The organism is Nocardia nepalensis (assembly GCF_048910785.1).
GTDB classification, from domain to species: Bacteria; Actinomycetota; Actinomycetes; order Mycobacteriales; family Mycobacteriaceae; genus Nocardia; species Nocardia nepalensis.
The window spans coordinates 132,926-149,470 of sequence record NZ_JBKBET010000022.1 but is presented as its reverse complement, the minus strand read 5'-3'; the positions used below and the strand labels follow the sequence as shown (position 1 = coordinate 149,470).

The window sequence follows — 16,545 nt, the reverse complement described above, 5'->3', positions numbered from 1 at the left end:
ACGGCGGGCGCAACGGGGCGCCCCGCCCGGCGTGCCGCGTGGTCGACTGGCGCGGCACGCCCGTTACCGAATTCCACACTGCCAGAATTCATTCGGCAACAATCCAGACCGATGCCGCCGCGGCGCGAATATCGATCGTGTCGTGTGCGCGCAATGCGGTGAGAAGATCAATCCACGGTGCCGACCAGCCGAAATGGTTGCCGCAGTATTGGATCAGCGTCACCGCGGTGAGCAAGGTGGCTAATTCGCCGCAGCTGGATAGTGCACCTGCGATGGCGAGCATTGTCCCCGGCTGCGCGGTGCGCAGCGCGGTCGGCAATATCGCCTGCAGTCGCCGAGCCGGATGGTCGACCAGTGCACCACCGGCTATCGCGCCCGCCTGTTTAATCAACCGAGCGGTCGGTTCGCTTTCTGCCCAGCTGATTTGGGCCAGGTACAGATCGATCGCGGTCCTGCGCCAGCGGAGGTCGGTGGACAATCGGTCGGCGAGCGCACCGGCCGCGGATCTGGCCGCATCGGAGCGTTCGGCCGCCGAACTCAATGCGGTGGTCAGCCCGGCCAACCGCTGCACCGCGGGCACGTCGCGTCCATCGATGACGGTGTCGCAGGCGGCGAGCAGTTGCTCGACGGCGGTGGTCAATGCCGAAGAGTCGGACCCGAGATGGTCGACGAGTGCCTGCGCGGCGAGCCGCCACAGGCCGAATTCATCGAGGTCGCAGACCCTGTGCGCCAACATCATCGCGGTGTCGGGTGGACTCCACCGGCGCCAGCGGGTCAGCGCCGGGATCGCTCGGCTCGCGAGTTGGCTGTCGGTCTCGCCCGCGATCCGCCGGATCAGCGCGGCCATGCGGTGGCGCTGTGCGAGCGGCAGCAGTTCCGGTCGCAGGTTCAGGATTTCGTCGGCCACCGTGGGATCCGCTGCGGCATCGGCGAATATCAGCCAGGCCGCATCGCTGTCGAGCAGCCAGCGGCAGGCGAAGACCACGGCGCGTCGCACATCGCGGTGTTGATCCGGCTGCTCCCAGAGGGTGTGGATCGCGGTCATCGCATCGGGGGCATGCAGTTCGGCGAGCAGCCGGACGCCTTCCTTGCGGGCGGTGATCTTGGGCGAGTGTAGGAGCGGCACGACTGCGGACGTGATCTCATCGGGGGCAAGGCTTTTGGCGCAGGTCGCGATGCTGCTCACCGCGACGCGTGCACGATCGGAGTCGACGTGACGGGCGAGCAGTTCGATCGCGGCCGCTGGTTGGTCGCTGCGACCCAATGCGGTGAGTGCTGCCTCGGCGACCGGTATATCGGGGTGGTTCGTGTATTCCGCAAGGCGGTCGGAGTTGCCGGGGAGACGGCCCAATATCCTTACGGCCCCGACCTTCTCGTATAGCGACGACTTCTTCGACTCGGCGTGGGCACTCAGCAGCCGGGCATACGATTCGACCTGCCGTGGTGTCCAGCGATCGAATCCGGTCTGGAAGTCCGGTACCAGGCGCACTTTCGACGATGCGAAGCGCCCGGGCGTCGCGGAGCCGAGCAGTGAATCGAGCAGATCGGTTCGCCGGGTGGCGATCAGCCGCTGCACGATATCCATGGTGATCAGTGAGCGGTCCCGGTTCAGCAGGGTGCTGAGATTCTGGTCGCGGGTGGCCGGATTGCTCAGCGCCAACCGGACCGCTTGCCGGACCACCCCGTCGTTGTTGGCGCGGCACGCTCGCATCAGGAGTTGTTGCAGGGCGGGGATATTCCAGGCGCGCTTGTCCAGGCCAGCGGCGAGATCGAGGGTCAGGCGCCACTCGTCGCGGGCGGCATCGTTGTCGAGCCGTCGTCGCAGCGCCGCGAAGATCCGCTGTTCGGCGCCACGGGGTAGCGACCGGTCCAGATCGGCGAGGTCGGGTGCGATGGAATGTGCTGCGAGGCTTTCGATCAGTCGCAGCGCGGTGTCGGTGAAGGACGGGTCATCGATTTCGGCGCCACGACGGAGCAAGGTTCGCGCCAGTCCGGAGATCGTCGCCCTGGTCGCATACGAGCAGTCACGCGCCTGCAATGCGTCGGTGCCGAGTTGTTCCAGGGCGGGGAGGTGTTCGGCGCGCAGCAGCGACGGCGGGAGATGGTTGATCGCCTGGAGTGCGGTGTAGCGGACCGGGTCCTGTTCGTTGCGCAGTCGACGCAGGGATTCGAGCATGGTGGCGACGACGGCCGGATCGCGGGTGCCCGCGGCGGCGGTGATGAACAGCGGGTATGCCTGGCCGCGCTCCTCTGCGGTCGCGCGCCGAATCGCCTGAGCCAGTACCGGTTCGGCCTCGTTCCAGGGCAGTCGAGCCATCAGTCGTTCGCGGACTTGGCGCACGTCGGAGCCGCCGGTGCGGTTCAGGAGTTCCCGTGCCAGGACCGTGCGGTCCTGGCGTGGCAGGGCATCGAGAGCGGTCATCGGGACCTGGCCGGGATCGATGCCGGGTCGTGCGAACACCTGACGTACTACGGTGGCGCGGCGGGGCAGCGATAGCGCGCGCAGGAATCGGTCGCGCTGGTATCCGGAGTAGACGGCGCCCAGTGCCAGCAGCCGATCGTCGGGGAGTTCGCGCAGCGCGCGCCACAGGGCGGTTCCGCCCAGTCCGGTTCCATTGCCGGTCGGATCCAGGATCAACTCGACGACCCGGGTCCGGTCGTGCCGGGCGAGTTGTCCGGCTGCCTGATTCAGTTGGTAGATCGAGGTGTGCCGAATCGCCTTGGCGGCGAGGGCGAGCAGTCGGTCGGGGTGGCGGCGTGCGGCCGGGACCGCCCCCGCCGCGATCCACCGCCATAGACCCGGCCACTCCGATTCACCTGCTTCCACCGCGAGCCCTTCGATGTGGTCGAGGACCGCATCGATGTGCCTGCGGCCCAACGACGCCCAGTTCTCGACGGCGTAATCGAGGTCCGGCAAATACTTGGCGACCACGGGAGCTGAGCAATTCGGCAGCACCCGCGCGGCCTCGGCGTCGCCGAATCGGCGCCGCACTTCCGGCAGCAGCTGATCGGCCAGTCGGCAGCGCTGACCATAACCGAGGGCTCGGTACATGGTGCGCCTGATCCGGTGTGACATTCGAGGCAGCCGCTCGATCAACGCCTCGGGCTCGACGTCCGTCCGCACGAGCGCGACCACCGCGCGGCTGCCGAATTCGGGCCCGCCCGAGTCGAGTTCGGCCAGCAGATGCTCGTGTTCGGCGACGACGGCGGCCATGCGGATGGCGATGACCCGCTCGTAGTAATCGCGCCCCGCCAACTCGGCAAGTAACTCGCCGAATTCGGGCGTCCCCGCCAACCGCAGCGCCCCCGCCGCGATCGCATGCTGCCGATCCGGTGCCGCCAATGGCTCGATATCCCGCAACAGCTTTGTCGCCTGTGATGCCATGCCTCGATTTCCCCCTTTGTCGCGCGGCCGGTGCTCCGCTGTTCGGATGCTGCGAGGATATGTGCCCGCACCGGATAGTTCCGAATCTGAACGGGACCGGATCAGGCACTACCTCGAGGTAGCTCCCGCTCAACCGATGCTTCGAACACGCATTCGAATATAGGCCCAACATTCCTGGACCGGAAGCATTTTCAGATTGCTGCGGCAAGGAGGCTCGGTTTACGCTCCGAGCACATGAGCTGGGAACAAGACGGTCGGTGGCCTGGCTCGATGACAGCGCCGGCAACCAGACCAGCGGCAAGCCCGGGCAGGGCATCTGTGGGCAGAGCAATGCGGTTCGATCTGGCAGACTCTCGGGTATGGGATTTCGTGACCTCATGGCACGAGGTCGGGGGAGGGTCCGGTCCTGGCTTCGCGTGCGCATAATGCTCCGGATCGCGGCGGGCGCCGCCGCACTGGCCGCCGTCATCGGCCTGAGCTCGATCGTCTGGATCCGATACCAGGCCAGCGACTTCGAATACTCGGTCGACACCGTTCCCGCCGCGGAGGTGGCGTTGATTCCCGGCGCGCAGGTCTACGCGAGCGGTCAGCCGTCGCCGTATCTCGCGGCCCGTCTCGAACTCGGGCGCAGGCTACTGGAAACCGGGAAGGTCAAGGCGCTGCTGCTGACCGGTGACAACGGCCGCTCGACCTACGACGAGCCCACCGCCATGCGGAGCTACCTCGTGAGCAAGGGCGTGCCCGCCGATAAGATCGCCCTCGACTACGCCGGATTCAGCACCTACGAATCCTGCGTCCGGGCACACGAGATCTTCGGGGTGCGCCAGGCCATCGTCGTCACCCAAGACTTCAGCCTGCCCCGCACCATCGCGCTGTGCCGCGACGCGGGCATCGAGGCCACCGGAGTCGGCGACGACACCCAGCCGCACAACCTCACCTACAACAAGTGCTGGCTGCGCGACCAGATGGCCGCCACCAAGGCCGTCTTCGACATGCTCGTGCATCCGGACCCGAAATTCCTCGGCAATCAGGAATCCACGGTCCGCGACGCCATCGACGCGACACCGCGATAGCCGAGCCGGTGTGCATTCTTGACGTAGGACATCCAACATCGCTGGACCGGGATCATTTTCGGACTCCTGTGGCATGGTGTCCTCGATGAGCAAGTTCAACTGGAGTCACAACGCGTATTACCACCGGTTTCTGACGCGGCAGCTGCCCGACCGGTGTACCCGGGTACTGGACGTTGGTTGTGGGGCAGGGGCTTTCGCGGCGGAACTCGCCCAATATGTGGAGCATGTCGACGCCATCGATCGGTCACCGGTGATGATCGATGCCGCGAAGCAGGCAACCCCGGACAATGTCAGCTGCATCCTCGGGGATGTGCTGACGGAGCCGTTGTCAAAGGGAACCTACGACGCGATCGTATCGATCAGTACGTTGCACCATATGCCGCTCGATGAGGTGTTGCCGGTTTTGGCGCGGGCGTTGCGCCCGGGTGGTGTGATTGCGGCAGTGGCGTTGCCGCGGCGCGATCTGGTTCGGGAAGTGCCCGTCGAGTTGGTGGCGGCGATCGGGCATCGGGTGCTCGGGATCGTGTATCGGATCCTGCGTGCGCGGGGGCGGGGGCGTTGGTATGCGGTCGAGGCGACGCATGATGTTATGCCGGTCGTGCTCGATCCACCGCTGACCACGCGGCAGGTGCGGGAGCAGGTGGTCGCGATACTGCCCGGCGCGCGGGTGCGGCGGCTGGTCTTCTGGCGGTACTCGCTCGTCTGGCGCAAACCGGCCTGAATTGGCTGAAATCGCCAGCGCCACAGTAATTTCAGACGACCGGCGATAGTGCGCTCAGACGGCCGCCACGCGCTTGGCCGCACGGCGCTGCCTGCGGCGAATCAGATAGCGGCGGATCCGGCTCGCGAGCAGATACACCAGGATTACGCCGATCACCAGCAGTGTGCCAGCGCAGATGGCTGCCACGACCGGATGGAAGATCGCGATTGTGATGATGCCGGCGACTGCCAGGTCCTCGACAATGCTCATGACGATATTGCTCGCGGGCTCCGGCGAGGTGTTGATCGCCATGCGCGTTCCGGCTTTGACGAGGTGGCTTGCCAGGGCGGTGGTTCCGCCGACCGCCGCGGCCGCGAGTTGGGGGAGTGAACCGTCCTGCCCGGCCAGCAGTGCGGCGACGACGGCGCCGGATGCGGGACGCACGATGGTGTGCACCGCATCCCAAAAGGTGTCCAGGTAGGGGATCTTGTCGGCGACGGCCTCGATGAGGAACAACACTGCGGCCGCGATCAGCACATCGGTGCGTTGCAGCGCCGCCGGCACATCGTCGGATAGGCCGGTCACACCGAAGATACCGAGCAGCAGGACCACGGCATAGGCATTGACCCCGCTCGCCCAGCCCGCGGTGAAGATCAAGGGCAGTGCAGACATTGCGCCATCGTATGGTGTTTCGGTTCAGCGCAGGGCGGCGCGGCCACGCAGCCGACCGAGCACGACCAAGGCGAACAGCGTCACCACGAGCAGCAGGCACGTACTCGCCGCCGCGTCGAAGACCTCGCCGCGATCGGTGAGACCGAAAATGGTGACCGGCAACGTTTTCCAGGTGGCCGGATACACCATGATCGTCGCACCGAGTTCGCCCATGGACAGCGCGATGGCCAACCCGGCGGCAGCACCGAGCGCGGGCAGCAGCAGCGGCAGCGTCACCAGGAACAGAATCCGAACCGGTCCCGCCCCAAGGGATTGCGCGGCCTGGCGGTAGGCGGGATCGAGCCGATCAAGGGCGGCCGAGACGGCGCTGAAGGCATAGGCCAGTACGAGCACCGAATGTGCCACGATGACAATCCATTTGGTGCCGCCGAGCAGCAGCGGGCGCTGGTTGAAGGCGATCAGCACGCCGAGGCCGATGGCCACCGAAGGCACCGCCACCGGCAGGTGGAAGACCGCATCGGTGATCTTGCGCCACCAGCCGGGGGCCTCGCGGGCGGCGAGTGCGGCCCAGGTGCCGAGGATCAGCGCGAAGCCACCGGAGAGCACTGCGGTCTGCAGACTGACCGAAAGGCTCGCGGCCTCTTGGCCGGACAGTGCCGCACGGAAGTTGGTCAGGCCGAGATTCGACGGCAGCGGACCGGTCCAGCTGCCCGCCAGCGCGGCCGCGATAACCGTCGCGATCGGGGCAACGAACACCACCACCACGACGACGGCGAAAACCGCGAGCACCGCCGCCCGGCCACGACGCGTCCACACGAGCATGGTCAGCTCTCCTTTCCGGCGCGGCCGGTGCAGCGGGCGAAGATCAGCCGGTAGCCGATGTACAGGCCCAGCGACAGCAGCACCTGCACCGTGGCGAGGACCGCCGCGCCGGGAAGGTCGAAGGTGACGATGCCGCGGGTATAGATCAGTGCGGGCAGGGTTGTCACACCCTTCGCGCCGGTGAACAGCACGATGCCGAATTCGTTGAGCGTCAACAGCAGAACGAGACTGCCGCCCGCCGCCAGCGCGGGCCACGCTTCCGGCAGCGCCACCTGACGCAGCACCCGCCATGGCGAGGCGCCGAGGCTGGCGGCCACATCCAGTTGTTCGCGCGGCAGTTGGGCGAATCCGGCCAGTAGCGGGCGCACCACGAAGGGAGTGAAGAAGGTGATCTCGGCGAGAATCACGCCGAGCGGGGTGCTCAGGAAGTCGAGCACCGGGGTCTTATCTCCGGTGATCCGGGCGATCAGGGCGTTCACCGCCCCGGCGGTGCCGTAGAGGAAGGTGAAGGCCAGCGTGATCAAGAACGACGGCAGCGTGAGCACCGTATCGATCAACCTGCCGACCAGCGCTGAACCGGGGAACGGCACGAATGCCAGCACGATCGCGAGGAAGGTGCCGAGCACCAGGCATCCCGCGGTGGCACAGGCCGCGACGGAGATGGTGCGCCACAACGCATTACGGAAGGATTCCGAACCGAGCACCTGCGACCAGACCGCCGTGCCCCGGCCGTCCTCGGTCTCGGTCGATTCGGTGAGCACCCGCACGATCGGGTACACCGCGATGAGCAGCACGACGAGCAGTGGCGGCAGCGTCCACAACACCGGCCGCCGATTCCGCCGCCGCGCGGTGTCCGCGAGCGGCGCGTCGGTGATCGGTGGTTCTACCAGGATCGCACCGCCCCTCATATCGGCGCCCCTGGCTCCCATGCGACGGAAGTCTCTGCCGCAGAATTTGTTTCAGCACCCAGCCGCGGCGGGATCAATACGCCTGCCGGGTCGGGGAACCGCACACCGACCACCGCGCCGAGCTCGGTATCGAGATGGCCCGGCGCATCGGCGGTGATCTCGTCGGTCAATCCGTCGACGGTCAGGTGCAACCGCGTCGACGCCCCGCGCCACACGCTGGATACGACGGTGCCGCGCACCGCATTCCGCTCCGAGGTGGCTCCGATCTGCACGGTATGTGGACGTACACACAGCAATCCCGGCGCGTTCGCATCCCAGCCGCTGTGCCCGCCACCTGGCGCCTCTGCCCGCAACGTATGGGGGCCGACGGTCACCAGCGCCGAGGTTCCCGAAACTCGATTCACTATGCAGGGCAATAGATTCGCACCGCCGAGGAACGCCGCCGTGAAGTCACTCGGCGGCCGCCGCCACAAATTCTCCGCGGTATCGATATCGGCCAGGCGAGCATCGCGCATCACCGCGATTCGATCCGCCAAGGCCAACGCCTCGGCCTGATCGTGGGTGACATACAGCATCGCGGTGTCCGGCAAAGCCTTTCGCAGTTCCTGTAGCTCACCGAGCATCGACTGCCGCAACTGCGCATCGAGCGCGGCCAGTGGCTCATCGAGCAGCAGCACCTTCGGTCGGATCGCCAGCGCACGGGCGATCGCCACCCGCTGCTGCTGACCACCGGACAGCTCGCGCGGCAGCCGCTTCGCGTAGGCGGTCATGCCGACCATTGCCAGCGCCTCGGCCACCCGCTCGGCTATGTCCCTGCGCGGCACGCGATGTGCCTTCAACCCGAAGGCCACATTGTCGTGCACGCGCATATGCGGGAAGAGCGCATACGACTGCACAACCACACCGATCCCGCGCTTGGCGGGCGACAGATCGGTGACATCGCGCCCGGCCAGCCGGACCGCACCCGAGGTGGGACGGACGAAGCCCGCCAGCGCCTTCAGTGCGGTCGACTTGCCCGAGCCGCTCGGTCCGAGAAGCGCCACCGTCTCACCGGCAGCGACGCGCAGAGTGAAATCGGTCAGGGCGACCGTGGCCTTGCGGCCCCGGCCATAGCTGACCCCGACCCGGTCGAAGACGATCGCGGGTTCGGTTGCGGCCGTGGCCTTTCCAGATGCACTGGCCACGGCGGTCGTAATGGCCGATCTCGAATGCGTGTCACCGTCGGACATGATCGCGGCTCCTCACCTGTCGTGGATTCAGGACTACTGACCGGTCGCCTTCTGATAGGCGGCCACATCGCTGTCCAGCTCCGAAAGCACCTTGGTCCAGTCGACATTCACGACCTCGACACCCTCGAGCACTGCACTCGCCGAGGGGCCCGTACCGGTCGCGGGCGCATTACGCAGCTCCTTGCGGGCCGGCACCGCGAAGGTGTCGGGCAGCGACTTCTGCGCATCGGCCGAGAGCAGGAACTCCATGAGCTGCTTCGCCTCGTCCTGATGCGGTGCGCCCTTGGCCAGGCCCATCACGTAGGGGACGGCCACCGTGGAGCGCTTACCGTCGGCGGCCGCCGGGAAGAAGATATTGAATTTCGAACCCTTGTCCTTGACGGTGGTCAGATTCATCTGGACATCGCCATTGGCGACCACCAGCTCACCCTTGTCGACCTTGGCCTGCAGCTTGCCGGTGGACGAGGACGGGCCGACATTATTGGCCTGCAGCTTGCCGAGGTAGTCCAGTGCACCCTGCTTGCCGAGCAGGTTCTGCAGCAGGATCAGCACCGCGGTGCCGTCACCGGCCTGGCCCGGCGTCGAATACTGCAGCTTGCCCTTGAATTCCGGCTTCAGCAGGTCGTCCCAGGTGAGTTTGGTGGTGTCGACCGACGGGTTGGCGATGAAGGACAGATAGTTGCCCGCCAGCGTGACGTACTTGCCGTCGGCATCCTTATCGGTCGCCGCGACGAAGCTGGTGTCGATTCCGCTGTCCTGCAACAGGCCCGAGCTCTTCGCCTTCTGGATAAATGGCGGCAGCGTGACGAGCACATCGGCCTGCGGGTTGGACTGCTCCTTGTCCACCCGGTTGACGACCTCACCCGAACCGGCCTCGACCAGGTTGACCGAGATGCCGGTCTTCTTCTCGAATTCGGCGAATTGTGTGGTGTACCAGTTGCCGACGCCGTCGGCGGAGTAGACGGTGATGGTCTTGCCGTCGCCGGAGTCGGTGCCCGTGCCGCCGCAGGCCGCGGTGAGCGCGACGGCGGTGACAGAGGCGACGACCAGCGCGGTCCGGGAGATGGTGCGTGCCAGACGGCCCTGCGTGTTCGAAGTACGCACGATTACTGCAACTTTCGGTTCGTGTGGGTGTGGAATCGAAGGGGCGGGGATTTCCGTCATCTCGGCGAACGCCGGGATCCCGGTTCTGGGACCGGCTTTCGCCGGGGACAGTCAGGTTCGGCTGGCCAGGATCAGTTCCGCGAACTCGGAGACCGAGGCCACCACATGGGTGGCTCCGGCCGCACGCAATTGCTCTTCGTTGTGCGCGCCGGTCAGCGTGCCGGCGACGATGCGGGCACCGGCAGCCAACCCGCTGGCGATATCGCTCGTCGTATCGCCCAGCACCGCAATCTGATCCACGGCGCCGATGCCGAGGCGGAGCAGTGCGGTCAGGACCATGTCCGGGTAAGGGCGGCCGCGTCCGGCATCCGAGGGCGCCAGTGTCAGATCGGCGATCTCGTTCCAGCCCAACGTGTTGAGCAGCCGATCCTGGGTGGTGCGGCTGAAACCCGTGGTGAGAGCAACCTTGACGCCAGCGGCCCGCAGCGCGGTAATCGCCTCGGCCGCACCGGGAATCGGCGTGATCTCGACCTCGTCGATCAGCGCGTCGTAGGCGGCCTCGAAGGCGAGATTGGCGGCTTGCGCGCGATCCTCGTCGCCGAGTAATGCGCGAAACACCGCGATCTTCGACTGGCCCATGGTGTCGAGCACATACTGACGGGCCTTATCACGTTGCGGCCCTTCGGTTTCGATACCAGCGCTGGTCGCGGCGACATCGAATGCGCGCAGGACCAGCCCGCCGTCCGCGACCGTGGTGCCCGCCATATCGAGGACGGCGAGGGAAATATTCTTGTCCGGCACAGTGCTCCTCAGAGGTTCAGCAGGTCGGCCGTTTCCTCGCCGATCGCGGGGCCGAGGGTCATCCCGCGGCCACCCGGCCCGGTGACGACCCAGATGTGTTCATCGGCCTTCGCGCGGGTCGCGATGGTGGCCGGATCGATGCTCTGGCTGTAGACGCCTGCCCAGCGCCGAACCACCTGCGGCAGTTTGCGTCCGAGCAGTTCCTCGGTGACGGCGGTGAGGTGCTCGTAGGGCGCCTCGTCCAGGTCGAAGGCGAAGGGCTCCTCGTATTCGTGGGTGTCGCCGATGGTGAGTCCGCCGTGCAGGCGCTGCACGCACAGCAGTTGCATCTGGTGTTCGGCGGCGATGGCGGTCTGCGACTGCTCGGCGTTGAGGACGTTCAGTTCGGGACCGGCGAATCCCGGGTAGTAGCGGAAGCTGTCGCCGTCGGCGATCGCGGTGGTGAGCGGTTCGCCCAGCGGTGCGGTCTGCATCATCTGCAGCCGGACCCGGCGCACCGGGATAGCGCCGACGAGTTCGCGGGTCAGGCCGGTGTGCGCGGCGCCGGGGCAGTCCAGCACCAGATCGGCCTCGAAGGTGCGGCCCTGATCGTCGAGAACGGTTGCGCCGGAACCGGTATCGGTGACATTGCGGGCCTCGGTGCTCGCGTGGAAGGTGTAGCGGCCGGATGCGGTCATATAGGCGCGCAGCGCGGGCAGTGCCTGGCGGGACTCGACGGCGGCATCTGTCGAACAATGCAGTCCGGCGAGGAATTTGCCGCGCAGGGCCGGATTGATCGCGCGCACCTGTTCGGGCTCGAGCAGTTCGAAGCCGCGCGCCTCGGCGTACGGGCTCGCCGCGGCGGCCTCGGCGACCGCGAGTTCGGCGGGAGTGCGCACCAGGGTCATCGATCCGGCGGGTCGGAATCCGACACCGGGGACCCTGCCGCCGATTTCCTCCCATAATTGCCGGGAGTGCAGCGTGAAGTCCAGTTCGGCGGCCGAGCGCCCGGACACCCACACCAGGCCGAAGTTGCGCACCGTCGCGCCGCGCGCCTCGGGCTCCCGCTCCAGCTGTACGACCTCGTGACCACGGCCGATCGCGGCCAAGGCGTGTGCGGTGCCGAGGATTCCTCCTCCGATGATGACCAGTCGCATGGGTACATAGTGGGCAATGGTCTAGACCAAGGAGTGTTTCGTACGCGAACGCCAGGTTAATAATTGGTATAGACCAATGCCGGGTAGGCTGTCGGCATGGGTACATCAGGTGTGACGGGAGCCGAGGCCGATGAAATGCGCGGCGGGCGTATCGATTCGGCGCCGCGGCTGCCGAAGTCGTACCTGGTGCGCACCGAACTCGAGCAGCTGCTGACCGATCTGGAGGAGGGCGATCCGGTCCCCTCGGAACGGGATCTGGCCGTCCGATTCGAGGTCGCCCGCGAAACCGTGCGCCAAGCGCTGCGAGACCTGTTGGTGGAGGGACGAATCCGCCGCCAGGGGCGGGGGACGGTGGTGTCGCGGCCGAAGATGGTGCAGCCGCTGTCGCTGCGCTCCTACACCGAGGGCGCCATCAGTTACGGCCGGGTGCCGGGGCGTCTGCTCGTCGGTTGGGACGATGTACCCGCCGACGCCGATACCGCCCGCGACCTCGGGCTCACCATCGGCACTCCGGTTATGCACCTCGAGCGGGTGCTGCTCGCGGATGGCGAACGCATCGGGTTGGAGAGCACCTTTATGTCGCTCGCCCGTTTCGGCCACCTGCGCGGCACCTACGACCCGACCACCTCGCTATACGCGGCCGTGCGCGCCAGCGGCGTAGAGCTCGGCAGTGCCACCGAGCGCATCGAGACGGTGCTGGCCTCCCCCCGCGAGGCCGCCCTGCTCGAATGCACCACATCGTTACCGCTACTGCTGCTGCATCGGCGCACCGTCGACCGGCGCGGCGAGCCGGTCGAACGCGTCCGCTCCCTCTACCGCGGCGACCGCATCGCTTTCGAAGCACAACTCGGCAGCTAGGTTTCGAACCCCGGTCCACGGCCGCGATCGCGTCCGCCGCGTTGCCAATGGCCATGGCGCGCTTCCGACACCGCAGTCCCGGCATCAGCCGAACGCTCCGGAAGTACCGATCTCATGAATGCATGGCGCGTCGGGTTCTTCAGCGCACCTGGGGTGCGACCTTCTCGCCGAGCAATTCGATGTTGTGCAGCACCTTATCGTGCGGCAGGGTGCCGACGCTGGTGTGCAGCATGAAGCGGTCCAGGCCGAGGGTGTCGCGGACGTCGGCGACCTTCTCGGCGACGTAGTCCGGCGTGCCGACGAATAGCGAACCGCTTTGCGAGCGAAGGGCATCGAACTGCGCACGGGTCATCGGGCCCCAACCGCGTTCGCGCCCAATGGTGCTCATCGCCACGGCGTACGGCTCGTAGAAATCCGCAACGGCCTGCTCGTCGGTATCGGCGATATAGCCGTGCGCGTGCACCGCGACCGGCTGCTTGTCGTGCCCGCCTTGTTCGAGCGCGCGGTGGTACAGATCCACCAGCGGCTTGAACCGCGCGGGCTGGCCGCCGATGATCGCGATCGCCAGCGGCAGGCCGAGCAGTCCAGCGCGGATTATCGATTCCGGGCTGCCGCCCACCGCGATCCACACCGGCAGCGGCCGGTTGTCCGTGCGCGGGTAGATCACCGCATCGCGCAGCGGAGCGCGGAATTTCCCGCTCCAGGTGACCGGCCCGTCCGCGCGGATGTGCAGCAGCAGTGCCAGCTTCTCCTCGAAGAGCTCGTCATAGTCGCCCAGGTCATAGCCGAACAGGGGGAAGCTCTCGGTGAACGAACCGCGCCCGGCCATCAGCTCGGCGCGTCCGTTCGAGAGTCCGTCCAGTGTCGCGAAATCCTGGTACACACGTACCGGATCGTCCGAGCTCAGCACGCTCACCGCACTGGTCAGCTGAATGCGCTCGGTGCGCGCCGCGATCGCCGCGAGCACGACCGCGGGTGCGGAGGCCGCGAAATCCTTGCGGTGATGTTCGCCGACGCCATAGACGTCGAGTCCGGCCTGCTCGGTGGCGATCGCCTCGTCCACCACTTCGCGCAGACGTTCGGCCGCGGTGGGCGCCGGTCGGTCGCCGACCGGGTACAGCTCCGCGAAGGTCGTGAGTCCCAGTTCCACAGCTCGAGTCCTGTTCCTGTGTAGTTTCTACGTCAACCACTAGCTTAAACGGACCGTGGTCCGACACTATTCCGTCCGGGACGGCGGCCGGGCACGCGGTGCGCTGTGAGCGAGCGCGACGAGTGAACCAGAGCCGCAGCGCACCTGCGCGCACGACGGAGCCGAGCGCCAGCGAGACGCAATCGTGAGCCGTGCGGATACTCTTGTTCCATGTCAGTGCGTACCCGTCAGCCGCTTGTTCCCGGCACGCTCTCGCCCACCCGTGAGGTTCCGCGCTCGATCGAGCGTCCGGAGTATGCGTGGAAGAAGACCGTGAACGAGGGGCGCGAACCCTGGGTGCAGACCGCCGAGACGATCGAAAAGATGCGGATCGCGGGCAAGATCGCGGCGCAGGCGCTCGAGGAGGCGGGCAAGGCGGTGGCGCCCGGCGTCACCACCGATGAGCTGGACCGGATCGCGCACGAGTTCATGTGTGATCATGGTGCTTACCCATCGACCTTGGGGTACAAGGGATTTCCGAAGTCGTGCTGCACCTCGCTGAACGAGGTGATCTGCCACGGGATTCCGGACTCGACGGTGATCGAGGACGGCGACATCGTCAATATCGATGTCACCGCCTATATCGACGGCGTGCACGGCGATACCAATAAGACCTTCCTGGCCGGTGATGTCGACGAGGAGGTGCGGCTGCTGGTCGAGCGGACGCAAGAGGCGACCATGCGGGCGATCAAAGCGGTCCGTCCCGGCCGGGCGCTCAATGTGATCGGTCGGGTCATCGAGTCCTACGCCAACCGGTTCGGCTACGGCGTGGTGCGCGATTTCACCGGGCACGGCGTCGGCCCCACCTTCCACAGCGGCCTGGTCATCCTGCACTACGACCAGCCCGCTATCGAATCGGTCATAGAGCCCGGCATGACCTTCACCATCGAACCGATGATCAACCTCGGCGGCATCGACTACGAGATCTGGGATGACGGCTGGACCGTGGTCACCAAGGATCGCAAGTGGACCGCGCAGTTCGAACACACGCTGGTCGTGACCGATACGGGCGCCGAAATCCTGACCCTGCCGTGACGCGGGCCCGTGGCGAGCTGACGGGCGCGTTACTCGTCGCGGGGACCACCTCCGATGCCGGGAAAAGCGTTGTGGTGGCCGGACTCTGCCGGATGCTGGCACGGCGGGGGATACGAGTCGCGCCGTTCAAGGCGCAGAACATGTCCAACAATTCGGTGGTCACCCTCGACGGCGGGGAGATCGGCCGGGCCCAGGCGCTGCAGGCGGCGGCGTGTGGGTTGGAGCCGAGCGTGCGGTTCAATCCGGTACTGCTCAAACCCGGTAGCGACCGGCGCTCGCAACTCGTGGTGCGCGGCAAGGCCGTCGGCACCGTCGGTGCCCGCGACTACTTCCGGCATCGCCGAGATCTACGCGAAGTCGTTGCCGCGGAACTTGATTCGCTGCGCGCCGAATTCGACGTGGTGATCTGCGAGGGCGCCGGTTCGCCCGCCGAAATCAATCTGCGCGCCACCGATCTGGCGAATATGGGTCTGGCGCGGGCGGCGCGCCTGCCGGTGCTCGTGGTCGGCGATATCGACCGCGGTGGTGTGCTGGCACATCTGTTCGGCACCGTGGCCGTGCTGGAACCCGAAGACCAGCAACTGATTTCCGGTTTCGTGGTCAATAAGTTCCGCGGCGATGTCGAACTGCTGCGCCCCGGACTCGACCGGCTGACCGAGCTGACCGGACGCCCGACGCTCGGTGTCATTCCCTACGCGGACGAGCTGTGGATCGACGCGGAGGACTCGCTCGGCACCGTCGCCGACGCACCGGTCGGCCGCCCACGCCCGCCGATCGGCGCCGACTGGCTCACCGTCGCCGCCATCCGCCTGCCGCGCATCTCCAACTCCACCGATGTCGAAGCCCTGGCGTGTGAGCCGGGTGTCGCGGTGCGCTGGGTGAGTGACCCGTCTCGGCTCGCCGATGCCGATCTGGTGGTGCTTCCGGGCAGTAAGGCGACTGTATCGGATCTGGAGTGGTTGCGGCGCAATGGAATCGCCGATGCCCTGGGTGCCAGGGCCGCCGCGGGTCGCCCGATTCTCGGCATCTGCGGTGGCTATCAGATGCTCGGCGGTCGCATTTTCGACCGCGTCGAATCCGATGCGGGGACGGTCGCGGGATTGGGTCTGCTCGACCTGGAGATCGAATTCGCCGATCCGAAGATCCTGCGGCGCACCACCGGACGGGGTATCGGCAATGGAATTCCCGTGCACGGCTACGAGATTCACCATGGTCGCGTCGCGCGCAGCGGTGATCCGGCTTGGCTCGAGCTGAACAACTACCCGACAGCAGAGGGCAGTGCCCGCGGCGCGATCTGGGGCACCCACCTGCACGGCCTGCTGGAATCGGATGGGTTCCGCCGCTCATGGCTACGCGAGGTCGCCGCACACGCCGGACGTCACGATTTCGTCGTCGCCGAGAACACTTCGGTAGCCGCGGTCCGCTCGTCCCAACTCGACCTGCTCGCCGACCTGATCGAACAGCACCTCGACATGGCCCACATCGAACGCCTGCTCACCGACGGTGCACCCGCCGATCTTCCCCCCATCGTCTCCGGCCTGGGAGTCGCGAGCACAGTGCTCTGACCAGCCCCGACAACCGCCGAAATGCTCACGTTCCTGACTCGCGGGTAACTGACACGCGGTTCCGTTCA

General features: G+C 66.7%; 14 protein-coding genes. 5 read left to right on the top strand and 9 right to left on the bottom strand.

Going from position 1 to position 16,545, the window contains the following annotated elements; all coding sequences use genetic code 11:
• Positions 1-88: 88 nt before the first annotated feature.
• Positions 89-3,385 carry a hypothetical protein gene (locus ACHQ4I_RS19445; protein ID WP_420773205.1) on the bottom strand — a complete coding sequence of 1,099 codons (3,297 nt, stop codon included), beginning with the start codon at positions 3,383-3,385 and terminating at the stop codon, positions 89-91.
• A gap of 425 nt (positions 3,386-3,810) precedes the next feature.
• Here ACHQ4I_RS19445 and ACHQ4I_RS19440 point away from each other — a divergent pair, with 425 nt between their 5' ends.
• Both ACHQ4I_RS19440 and ACHQ4I_RS19435 read left to right on the top strand, forming a co-directional pair.
• On the top strand, positions 3,811-4,458 hold the full coding sequence (locus tag ACHQ4I_RS19440; protein ID WP_420773204.1) for a SanA/YdcF family protein: 648 nt from the start codon (positions 3,811-3,813) through the stop codon (positions 4,456-4,458).
• 85 nt (positions 4,459-4,543) lie between these two features.
• Positions 4,544-5,179 (top strand): class I SAM-dependent methyltransferase, encoded by a 636-nt coding sequence (locus ACHQ4I_RS19435; RefSeq protein WP_420773203.1) that lies wholly within the window; start codon positions 4,544-4,546, stop codon positions 5,177-5,179.
• Positions 5,180-5,233: 54 nt separating this feature from the next.
• On the opposite strand, the gene ACHQ4I_RS19430 is transcribed toward ACHQ4I_RS19435, so the two are convergent.
• From ACHQ4I_RS19430 to ACHQ4I_RS19400, 7 genes are all read right to left on the bottom strand, one after another.
• Positions 5,234-5,830, bottom strand: coding sequence for a DUF4126 domain-containing protein (locus ACHQ4I_RS19430; protein ID WP_420773202.1), 597 nt, complete (start codon positions 5,828-5,830; stop codon positions 5,234-5,236).
• A gap of 24 nt (positions 5,831-5,854) precedes the next feature.
• A complete protein-coding gene (locus ACHQ4I_RS19425; protein WP_420773201.1) occupies positions 5,855-6,652 on the bottom strand; it encodes an ABC transporter permease in 798 nt (265 codons plus the stop codon).
• Positions 6,653-6,654: 2 nt separating this feature from the next.
• Complete coding sequence (locus ACHQ4I_RS19420) at positions 6,655-7,560, bottom strand: 2-aminoethylphosphonate ABC transporter permease subunit (protein WP_420773369.1); 906 nt, start codon at positions 7,558-7,560, stop codon at positions 6,655-6,657.
• Entirely contained in the window at positions 7,557-8,789 is a 1,233-nt protein-coding gene (locus ACHQ4I_RS19415; RefSeq protein WP_420773200.1) for an ABC transporter ATP-binding protein, read from the bottom strand. The genes ACHQ4I_RS19420 and ACHQ4I_RS19415 overlap by 4 nt, the downstream gene beginning before the upstream one ends.
• A gap of 33 nt (positions 8,790-8,822) precedes the next feature.
• Entirely contained in the window at positions 8,823-9,893 is a 1,071-nt protein-coding gene (locus tag ACHQ4I_RS19410; protein WP_420773199.1) for a 2-aminoethylphosphonate ABC transporter substrate-binding protein, read from the bottom strand.
• 111 nt (positions 9,894-10,004) lie between these two features.
• A complete protein-coding gene (locus ACHQ4I_RS19405) occupies positions 10,005-10,694 on the bottom strand; it encodes a phosphonatase-like hydrolase (RefSeq protein ID WP_420773198.1) in 690 nt (229 codons plus the stop codon).
• Positions 10,695-10,702: 8 nt separating this feature from the next.
• A complete protein-coding gene (locus tag ACHQ4I_RS19400; RefSeq protein WP_420773197.1) occupies positions 10,703-11,830 on the bottom strand; it encodes a TIGR03364 family FAD-dependent oxidoreductase in 1,128 nt (375 codons plus the stop codon).
• A 135-nt stretch (positions 11,831-11,965) separates the two neighbouring features.
• Here ACHQ4I_RS19400 and ACHQ4I_RS19395 point away from each other — a divergent pair, with 135 nt between their 5' ends.
• The gene (locus tag ACHQ4I_RS19395; RefSeq protein WP_420773368.1) at positions 11,966-12,688 is read left to right on the top strand and encodes a GntR family transcriptional regulator; all 723 of its coding nucleotides are present in this window, start codon (positions 11,966-11,968) and stop codon (positions 12,686-12,688) included.
• 139 nt (positions 12,689-12,827) lie between these two features.
• On the opposite strand, the gene ACHQ4I_RS19390 is transcribed toward ACHQ4I_RS19395, so the two are convergent.
• Positions 12,828-13,838 (bottom strand): LLM class flavin-dependent oxidoreductase, encoded by a 1,011-nt coding sequence (locus ACHQ4I_RS19390; protein WP_420773196.1) that lies wholly within the window; start codon positions 13,836-13,838, stop codon positions 12,828-12,830.
• A 210-nt stretch (positions 13,839-14,048) separates the two neighbouring features.
• Between ACHQ4I_RS19390 and map the strand changes: the two genes are divergently transcribed.
• Together map and ACHQ4I_RS19380 are read left to right on the top strand one after the other, a co-directional pair.
• Entirely contained in the window at positions 14,049-14,912 is an 864-nt protein-coding gene (gene map / locus ACHQ4I_RS19385; RefSeq protein ID WP_420773195.1) for a type I methionyl aminopeptidase, read from the top strand.
• A gap of 17 nt (positions 14,913-14,929) precedes the next feature.
• The gene (locus tag ACHQ4I_RS19380) at positions 14,930-16,477 is read left to right on the top strand and encodes a cobyric acid synthase (RefSeq protein ID WP_420773367.1); all 1,548 of its coding nucleotides are present in this window, start codon (positions 14,930-14,932) and stop codon (positions 16,475-16,477) included.
• Positions 16,478-16,545 lie beyond the last annotated feature (68 nt).